Raw genomic sequence first — 7,071 nt, forward strand, 5'->3', positions numbered from 1 at the left:
AAAATGGTATTCGAATGATTCGGTGGCGCAACACGATGATCGAGTCCGGTAGCGGCGTGCCGGAAAAATACCTTGTTTGCTCTGGTACCGACGTAACCGAAGAAATCCGGGCGCAAGAGCGCTTGATCGTCATGGCTAACATCGACGTCTTAACCGGCCTGCCCAACCGCCATGCGATTCAAGAAAAAATCACAATGGCGGTGACGACACCGAACGCAGCCTCCTTCGGTCTGATATTCCTTGATCTGGACAATTTCAAGAAGGTTAATGACCACTACGGTCACATCACCGGCGACACGCTCATTAAAGAAGTCTCCGTTGCTCTGGGTACCTGCCTGACGGAAAACGACGTGATTGCGCGCTTGGGCGGCGATGAATTTCTGGTGATGGTTGCAACCCGGTCGCAAGTTGCAGTTGAAGCGACGGCGCAACGCATACTAGAGCGCATGAAGCAGCCGTTTCGGCTCAAGCACGCAGAAGTCTACTCAAGCTGCTCTATTGGTGTTGCGATGTTCCCCGAGCATGGCACCAATCTCGAAGATTTGGTACGCAGCGCGGACACCGCAATGTATGTCGCAAAAGACGCAGGCAAACGCACATACTGCGTGTACTCCAAAGAGATGGACAAGAAAATCAGCGAATACGTATGGCTCGATAACAACATGCGTAACGCGCTGAGCGACAATCAATTTGAATTGTATTACCAGCCAAAAGTCTCTCTTTTGACAGGAAAAGTAGATAGCGTAGAAGCTTTGGTTCGCTGGAATCACCCAGAGCGCGGTTTGATTCTGCCGGGGGCGTTTATTCCGTATGCCGAAGAATCCGGGTTGATCGTTCCGCTCGGACGTTGGCTCATGGAAACGGCAGCAAAACAGGCTGGGATCTGGAAAAAGCAAGGACTAAACTTACGTATTGCGATCAATGTATCGGCACGCCAACTACGCATCCCGACCATCATTGAAGACTTTACCCGAGCGATTCTGTCGAACGATCTGTCACCTTCGATGGTCGATATCGAATTAACTGAGAGCTGTCTGATAGAGGACGAAAGATTAGCCCATCGCCTCATTCGTATGTTCCGCGAACTTGGTGCCCAGGTACATCTGGACGACTTCGGTACTGGCTATTCGTCATTGTCGCAACTGGCGCGTTTGCCGCTGGATGTACTGAAGCTTGATGGTAGTTTTATTCAGTCGATTCACACCGACGCCAAAGCGCAAGCATTGGTACGCTCGATGGTCGCAGTAGGTCACGAATTGAACCTGAAAATAGTTGCCGAGTGTGTCGAGACCGAAGAGCAAGCAGAATTCTTGCGCAATATCGGCATCGATTACGCCCAAGGGTTTCTGTTCGGAAAACCAATGAAACTGGCAGACTTTAATGCCTGGATGCCAGCATCGTCGAGTAAAGTGGTCCGCCTGATTACAAAATCCAGATTGTAAGTTAGCGGCAAAAATCGAAAGCAATTGGCCCCGGAAGTGACCGACTTCCGGGGCTTTTTAGTTTTAGCGATGAATCCAGCTGTGCTTACCACCAGCCTGCCGGAGAAGAGATAACCGATAGCCGACTTAAGCTTCTATCGCGGTCACAGAAATGTCTTTCACGGTCGCTGCCGGAGACTTAATCCCGCGCTTGTTTTGAAGCAGCACCAGCCGCTCCATATAAGCGAGGTCTTTCTCTTGCAACTGAAATGCGGACTCGGCCCAGTCTTCCGTAATATCAAGCAGCTCGGTCTTGGTGATCGGCAACACACGTCGGCGGGTACGCAGCATTGCGCGAATACCATTGAGTTTTGGCCGCACGCTATCAATGAAGGTACGGGTTGCTTTGTAGGCATCCCCCGGCTCAAACAAGCGGTCTACCAGACCTTTTTCATGGTGCCATACCGCGCTATGCGCTTCACCAGTACTTATAAGTTGTTCTGCAAGACGCATATGCGCCTTGCGCGCCACTAATGAATAGGCACCCATGCCTGGATACAGATTAAAGGCAATTTCTGGAAAACCAAGCTTTGCATCCTTTTGCGCCAATACATATTCGTGCGCCAGTGCAGCTTCAAATCCGCCACCCAGCGCGGTTCCTTCAATCATGGCGATCGTGATAGCGCCGACACCAAAACCATTCATTGCCTCATAGACCGCATCAACGCAGGCGCGGGCATACGCCATGAGAGGCGCACGCTCGCCGGAGCGAATATGGTGCGAAAAATATGACAAATCACCGCCGACGTTGTACAACCCCGGCACAGTCGATCCGGTGACCCAGAAATCAATCGGTAAGTGAAATGCACGCGCTGCTCGCGTGAGGTTTGAGATGTCTTTGAGAAGTTCGGGATTGAAACAGGGTCGCGGATGGGCATGCAACATCATCCACATCACATTGCGCTCTGCTTCATACCAGGCGGACATTTGGGAAAGGCTACCAGCCTCAATAAAACGACGGGTCTTAGGATGATTAAGTAATGGCATTCAGAAAACTAATCCAATAAATAAAATGCGAGTCACAAAGTAGTGACAAATACAAATATGCTCGAATCGCATAATAAATCAGATTTCCTCAATCTGTATCAGACACAAAATGCGTCGAAATCAGATATGGCACAATAATCGTTCCGTCTCAAACGAGGTTTTTTATTTTACAACATTTCCCAATAGAAATGACATCTCAACGCTCTCCTGCGGTGATTAAGCTCGCATTCTTTTATACAAATAAAAATGCATCAAAATAAGCCCGGATTTAAGATAGTCTTTTAATAATATTCGTCAATTAGTGGTCCGGCGTGTTCTACCGGTAAGCGTAACGTCACTAATCAACATCCCCAAAGGCAAGATCTCCTAACTCACCATACATTGAGAGAAGATGTAGCTGTAGTTGCCGTTGTTCTTGACCTTGCAGACGCAACCACCTGAACGCAAAGCGAATTGCAGAATTTCCCGTTGACCGTTAACGCAACGTATTGAAAAAAACTACTTTGGCATTTGTTTTACCAGGTGGAATTTACGCAGGTACAGCACATGCGTCGGACAAAGCAACTCAATCGTTATCAGAATCACTCGCAAAAGCGCAAAAAGAATTCACTTGCTTCGCCTACGATAGAAGTTTTGTTTTCAAGGCAGTTAAAGGAGTCAGCACACCAGACGCCGAGGCAAAACTGAAGCGCGAAGGATTTAGCATGGCGGTTTGTCTCTAAATAAATCACCACAGACGATTAGCAAAGCGTAAAAATCCAGTAATTCATAAAATTACTGGATTTTTTTTATGTGCGCTTCGCCAAAAAAAGGCGACCGCAGATGCGGCAGCGTCATATGACGGGGTGGGTCAACTGCCACTTCAAAAGCAACGGCAACGGCAACGGCAACGGCAACGTTCGGTTGGTAATTGATACGGTATGTGCTCCGTGGAAGCTTGCCGGGGGCGGCCCGGCAGCCGGTCACTTTTTCTTGCTTCGCCAAGAAAAAGTAACCAAAAAGAAGGCGACCGCAAATGCCGCTGCCGCTTCGCGGTTCCCACATTTTCCTGCCACCAGCCGGGTCTGATGACCAACTCGCTACGCTCAAACATGTCATCAGCCTGATCCGTCTGGTGGCAGGAAAATGTGGCAGCGTCAAATGACGGGGTAGGTCAACTGCCAATTCAAAAGCAACTACAACGTCAAAAGCAACTGCAACGGTGGCTGCGCCGGCAACGTCAAAAGCAACGTCAAAAGCAACGTCAAAAGCAACGTCAAAAGTGGCTCCGCCTGCACTTCAAAAACAACTGCAACGTCAACCACTCCGTTGTTGATAGAGTGAGGACCCCCATCATCAACAAGGCTGCTGTTTTTGACGTTGACCTACCCCGTCATATGATGCTGCCAAATTTTTCAGCCGCCCGTCGGGAATTGTCTGAGGACATGTTTGAGCGCAGCGAGTTGGTCCTCAGACCCGACGGGTGGCTGGAAAATTTGGGGACCCGCAGGGCAGCAGCATTTGCGGTCGCCTTTTTTGGGTTACTTTTTTTGGCGAAGCAAAAAAAGTGACTGGCCGCCGGGCCACTCCCGGCTAGCAACAACGGAGCACAACCCGTGTCATTAACCAACAACCGAACCAGTCCCCCATCACAAAACAAACCCCGCCCCAACGACAAAAAAACCAAACAAAATCGCAATTACAAAAAACCGACTATTTCCGATTGACCTCAGTTATCCACGAAGGTATCGTGTCGGCAGTTCCTGTCAAAGGAACGCAGGCTTGAACGCCTGAATGATCTATACCCGGACCGCGTCATGCGGTCTGGGCCCTAAGTTCGTCCTCTAAGGGCGGCAGTGCCGGAGAAGCCTTTGCGCTTGCTGGTTTCTGGTATAGATCGCCAGTCGTTCAACTCTGACATTTGCCGCCCACCCCGTTATCCAACGGGACCGGTCAAACCCTGACTAAAGGATAGAACGATGCCATTCACCAATGCTCCCGAACCATCTCAAGACAACTCCCTCAACAACACCAAACAACGCCATTTCCTCACCGACTTCGCCACCCTCTCAACAGATGTCGGACTAGGCATCACAACAGTCCTCGACATTCTCGAAGCCAATGAGCGTCACCAACGCAAACCCGATCACACCGATGCCGCCGCACTGGCCGTTAGTGAAACCGGTTGCACAGCATTGCAAAAATTCGCACTCACCTCAGCCCGGCTATTGGGCAACCATGCCGTACAAGAAGTCGAACTAATCGACGCTTGCAAACAACGCTAACCGCACGCAAAAAATCCCCCGCAAGCCTAGGCAACATAGGCCACAAGGCCTATCACCGCTGCGACCTGCGGGTATCCGGTATGCCCCTTCCCTCATCAGAACAAATCCAAACCGCGCCTAATTGGATGCCATTTACGCAATTACACGCGGCAAATGCAGGTAACTCACACAATTCACGGACTATTCACATCCTATTACGCACGCAAAGGATTATCATTGGCGCAACGATACCAATTACAGCGATGATGTAATCAATGATGGTGTATCGATATTTACCGACGGAGCGATATTATGAGTAAGAGTCAAGACACGAAAAAAGCGGTAAAGAAAGAGCCTGCTAAATCGATGAAAGAAAAGAAGGCTGATAAGAAGGTAAAAAAAGAAGAAAAGAAGCGTCAATAATCATCAAATAATCATCAGTAACAACGTCATAAAAAATGCGACCGTAGGGTCGCATTTTTTATGAGTGATCGGCTTAGTACGGCTTTACAAAATCCTCAATACTGCTAGTCCACCCGTCGCGCTGGCGCATCCCCAGCCGCGTAATACGGCACAACAATCCGCGGCAACGGCGCACGCCCGCGAATGTTATCGGCGATTTTCTCGGCGATCATGATCGTCGGGGCGTTAAGGTTACCTGTGGTGATAATCGGCATGATGGAAGCATCGACCACGCGCAATCCTTCAAGACCATGCACCCGCCCTTCTGCATCGACCACGGCCATATCGTCATAGCCCATCTTGTTTGAGCAGGATGGGTGATAGGCGGTTTGTGCATGGTCGCGCACAAATTGATCTAGCTCGGCGTCGCTTTGTACGTGCTTGCCGGGTGAAATTTCATTGCCTGCGTAGGCTGCCAATGCTTGCTGGCCGATGATCTCGCGCGTGATGCGGATACCGGCGCGGAATTCCTGCCAGTCTTGTTCGTCGGCCATGTAGTTGAAGAGGATGCTGGGATGTTCGCGTGGGTCTTTGGATTTCAGATGGATACGGCCGCGGCTGAGTGAGCGCATCGATCCCATATGAGCCTGAAAACTGTGGACTTTGATCGGGTTGCTGCCGTTGTAATTGATGGCGACCGGCAAGAAGTGATATTGAATATTCGGCCAGGCGAAGCGCTCGTCGGAGCGGATAAATCCACCAGCTTCGAACTGATTGCTGGCCCCCGTTCCGCTGCCCATGAAGAGCCATTGCGCACCGATTGCGGGTTGATTGTGTAGCTTCAACGCGGGGGACAGGGAGACTGGCTGCTTGCATTCGTATTGTTGATAGACCTCCAGGTGGTCTTGCAGGTTGGCACCTACGCCGGGTAAATCGTGGACTACGGGGATGTCGTGTTGGCGTAGCAATGCTGCGGGGCCGACGCCTGAACGTTGCAGGATTTGTGGGGAGGCGATGGCACCTGAGCAGAGTAGTACTTCGCGTTTTGCGTGAGCTTCGGTTGGGGTGTTGTGGTGCAGGTAGGCGACGCCTATGGCGCGTTTTTTGGCGAACAGGATGCGGTCGGTGAGCGCGTGGGTGACGATGGTGAGGTTGCTGCGGTTCCGGGCTTGGTCAAGGTAGCCGCGGGCGGTGCTGGCGCGGCGGCCGTTGGGGGTTGTTGTGCGGTCCATGGGGCCGAAGCCTTCTTGCTGGTAGCCGTTGAGGTCGTCGGTTTTGGGGTAGCCGGCCTGGACGCCTGCTTCTACCATGGCGTGGAAGAGGATGTTGTTGCCTGACTTGGGGGTGGTGACGCTGATGGGGCCTTCGCTGCCGTGGTAGTCGTTTGCGCCTGTGTCGCGGGTTTCGGATTTTTTGAAGTAGGGTAGGCAGTCCAGGTAGGACCAGTTTTCGAGGCCGTCTTGTTTGGCCCAGCCGTCGTAGTCCATTGCGTTGCCGCGGATGTAGCACATGCCGTTGATGAGGGATGATCCTCCCAGGCCTTTGCCGCGGCCGCATTCCATTTTGCGGTTGTTCATGTGGGGTTCCGGGTCGGTTTCGTAGGCCCAGTTGTAGCGTTTTCCTTGTAGGGGGAATGCTAGGGCTGCTGGCATTTGGGTGCGGAAGTCTAGTCGGTAGTCGGGGCCGCCTGCTTCTAGTAGCAGCACTGTGGTGTGGGGGTCTTCGGTTAGTCTGGTGGCCAGGACGTTGCCGGCTGAGCCTGCGCCTATGATGATGTAGTCGTATTGGGTTGGTTGGGACATTTGGTGGTTACCTTTGAGGTTATGCGGTCACGGTCATGGTCACTGTCGGGGCGTTGTTGAAACGGTTTGTGCTCCGTGGATGCTGGTCGGGGGCGGCCCGACAGCCGGTTACTTTCTTTTGCTTCGCCAAAAGAAAGTAACCAAAGAAAAGGCGAC

8 protein-coding genes are annotated in these 7,071 nt (G+C 51.5%); 5 read left to right on the forward strand and 3 right to left on the reverse strand.

Features of this window, described 5'->3' with window-relative positions; genetic code table 11:
- Positions 1-1,442: EAL domain-containing protein (locus ACVBEF_RS19820; RefSeq protein ID WP_447125638.1), on the forward strand; the 1,442-nt coding region annotated here is incomplete at its 5' end.
- Between the two features lie 126 nt (positions 1,443-1,568).
- On the opposite strand, the gene ACVBEF_RS19825 is transcribed toward ACVBEF_RS19820, so the two are convergent.
- On the reverse strand, positions 1,569-2,468 hold the full coding sequence (locus tag ACVBEF_RS19825) for a crotonase/enoyl-CoA hydratase family protein (protein ID WP_447125639.1): 900 nt from the start codon (positions 2,466-2,468) through the stop codon (positions 1,569-1,571).
- A gap of 488 nt (positions 2,469-2,956) precedes the next feature.
- Between ACVBEF_RS19825 and ACVBEF_RS19830 the strand changes: the two genes are divergently transcribed.
- Positions 2,957-3,190 carry a hypothetical protein gene (locus ACVBEF_RS19830; protein ID WP_447125640.1) on the forward strand — a complete coding sequence of 78 codons (234 nt, stop codon included), beginning with the start codon at positions 2,957-2,959 and terminating at the stop codon, positions 3,188-3,190.
- 52 nt (positions 3,191-3,242) lie between these two features.
- Here ACVBEF_RS19830 and ACVBEF_RS19835 read toward each other — a convergent pair whose 3' ends face one another.
- Positions 3,243-3,452 carry a hypothetical protein gene (locus ACVBEF_RS19835; protein WP_447125641.1) on the reverse strand — a complete coding sequence of 70 codons (210 nt, stop codon included), beginning with the start codon at positions 3,450-3,452 and terminating at the stop codon, positions 3,243-3,245.
- A 31-nt stretch (positions 3,453-3,483) separates the two neighbouring features.
- Here ACVBEF_RS19835 and ACVBEF_RS19840 point away from each other — a divergent pair, with 31 nt between their 5' ends.
- The 3 genes from ACVBEF_RS19840 to ACVBEF_RS19850 all read left to right on the forward strand — a co-directional run bounded on the left by ACVBEF_RS19840 (position 3,484) and on the right by ACVBEF_RS19850 (position 4,732).
- Positions 3,484-3,612, forward strand: coding sequence for a hypothetical protein (locus ACVBEF_RS19840; protein WP_447123868.1), 129 nt, complete (start codon positions 3,484-3,486; stop codon positions 3,610-3,612).
- Positions 3,596-4,018, forward strand: coding sequence for a hypothetical protein (locus tag ACVBEF_RS19845; RefSeq protein WP_447125642.1), 423 nt, complete (start codon positions 3,596-3,598; stop codon positions 4,016-4,018). Before ACVBEF_RS19840 ends, ACVBEF_RS19845 begins: the two co-directional genes overlap by 17 nt.
- A 408-nt stretch (positions 4,019-4,426) precedes the next feature.
- Positions 4,427-4,732 carry a hypothetical protein gene (locus ACVBEF_RS19850; protein WP_447125643.1) on the forward strand — a complete coding sequence of 102 codons (306 nt, stop codon included), beginning with the start codon at positions 4,427-4,429 and terminating at the stop codon, positions 4,730-4,732.
- A 506-nt stretch (positions 4,733-5,238) separates the two neighbouring features.
- Here the strand turns inward: ACVBEF_RS19850 and betA are convergent.
- A complete protein-coding gene (gene betA, locus ACVBEF_RS19855; RefSeq protein ID WP_447125644.1) occupies positions 5,239-6,915 on the reverse strand; it encodes a choline dehydrogenase in 1,677 nt (558 codons plus the stop codon).
- Between the last annotated feature and the right edge of the window lie 156 nt (positions 6,916-7,071).

The sequence above is a fragment of the Glaciimonas sp. GG7 genome, from assembly GCF_052976905.1.

Coding starts and splice junctions, on each gene's coding strand:
- betA (WP_447125644.1), bottom strand. CDS start 6,915: ATGTCCCAACCAACCCAATACGACTACATCATCATAGGCGCAGGCTCA.
- ACVBEF_RS19825 (WP_447125639.1), bottom strand. CDS start 2,468: ATGCCATTACTTAATCATCCTAAGACCCGTCGTTTTATTGAGGCTGGT.
- ACVBEF_RS19850 (WP_447125643.1), top strand. CDS start 4,427: ATGCCATTCACCAATGCTCCCGAACCATCTCAAGACAACTCCCTCAAC.
- ACVBEF_RS19840 (WP_447123868.1), top strand. CDS start 3,484: ATGCCGCTGCCGCTTCGCGGTTCCCACATTTTCCTGCCACCAGCCGGG.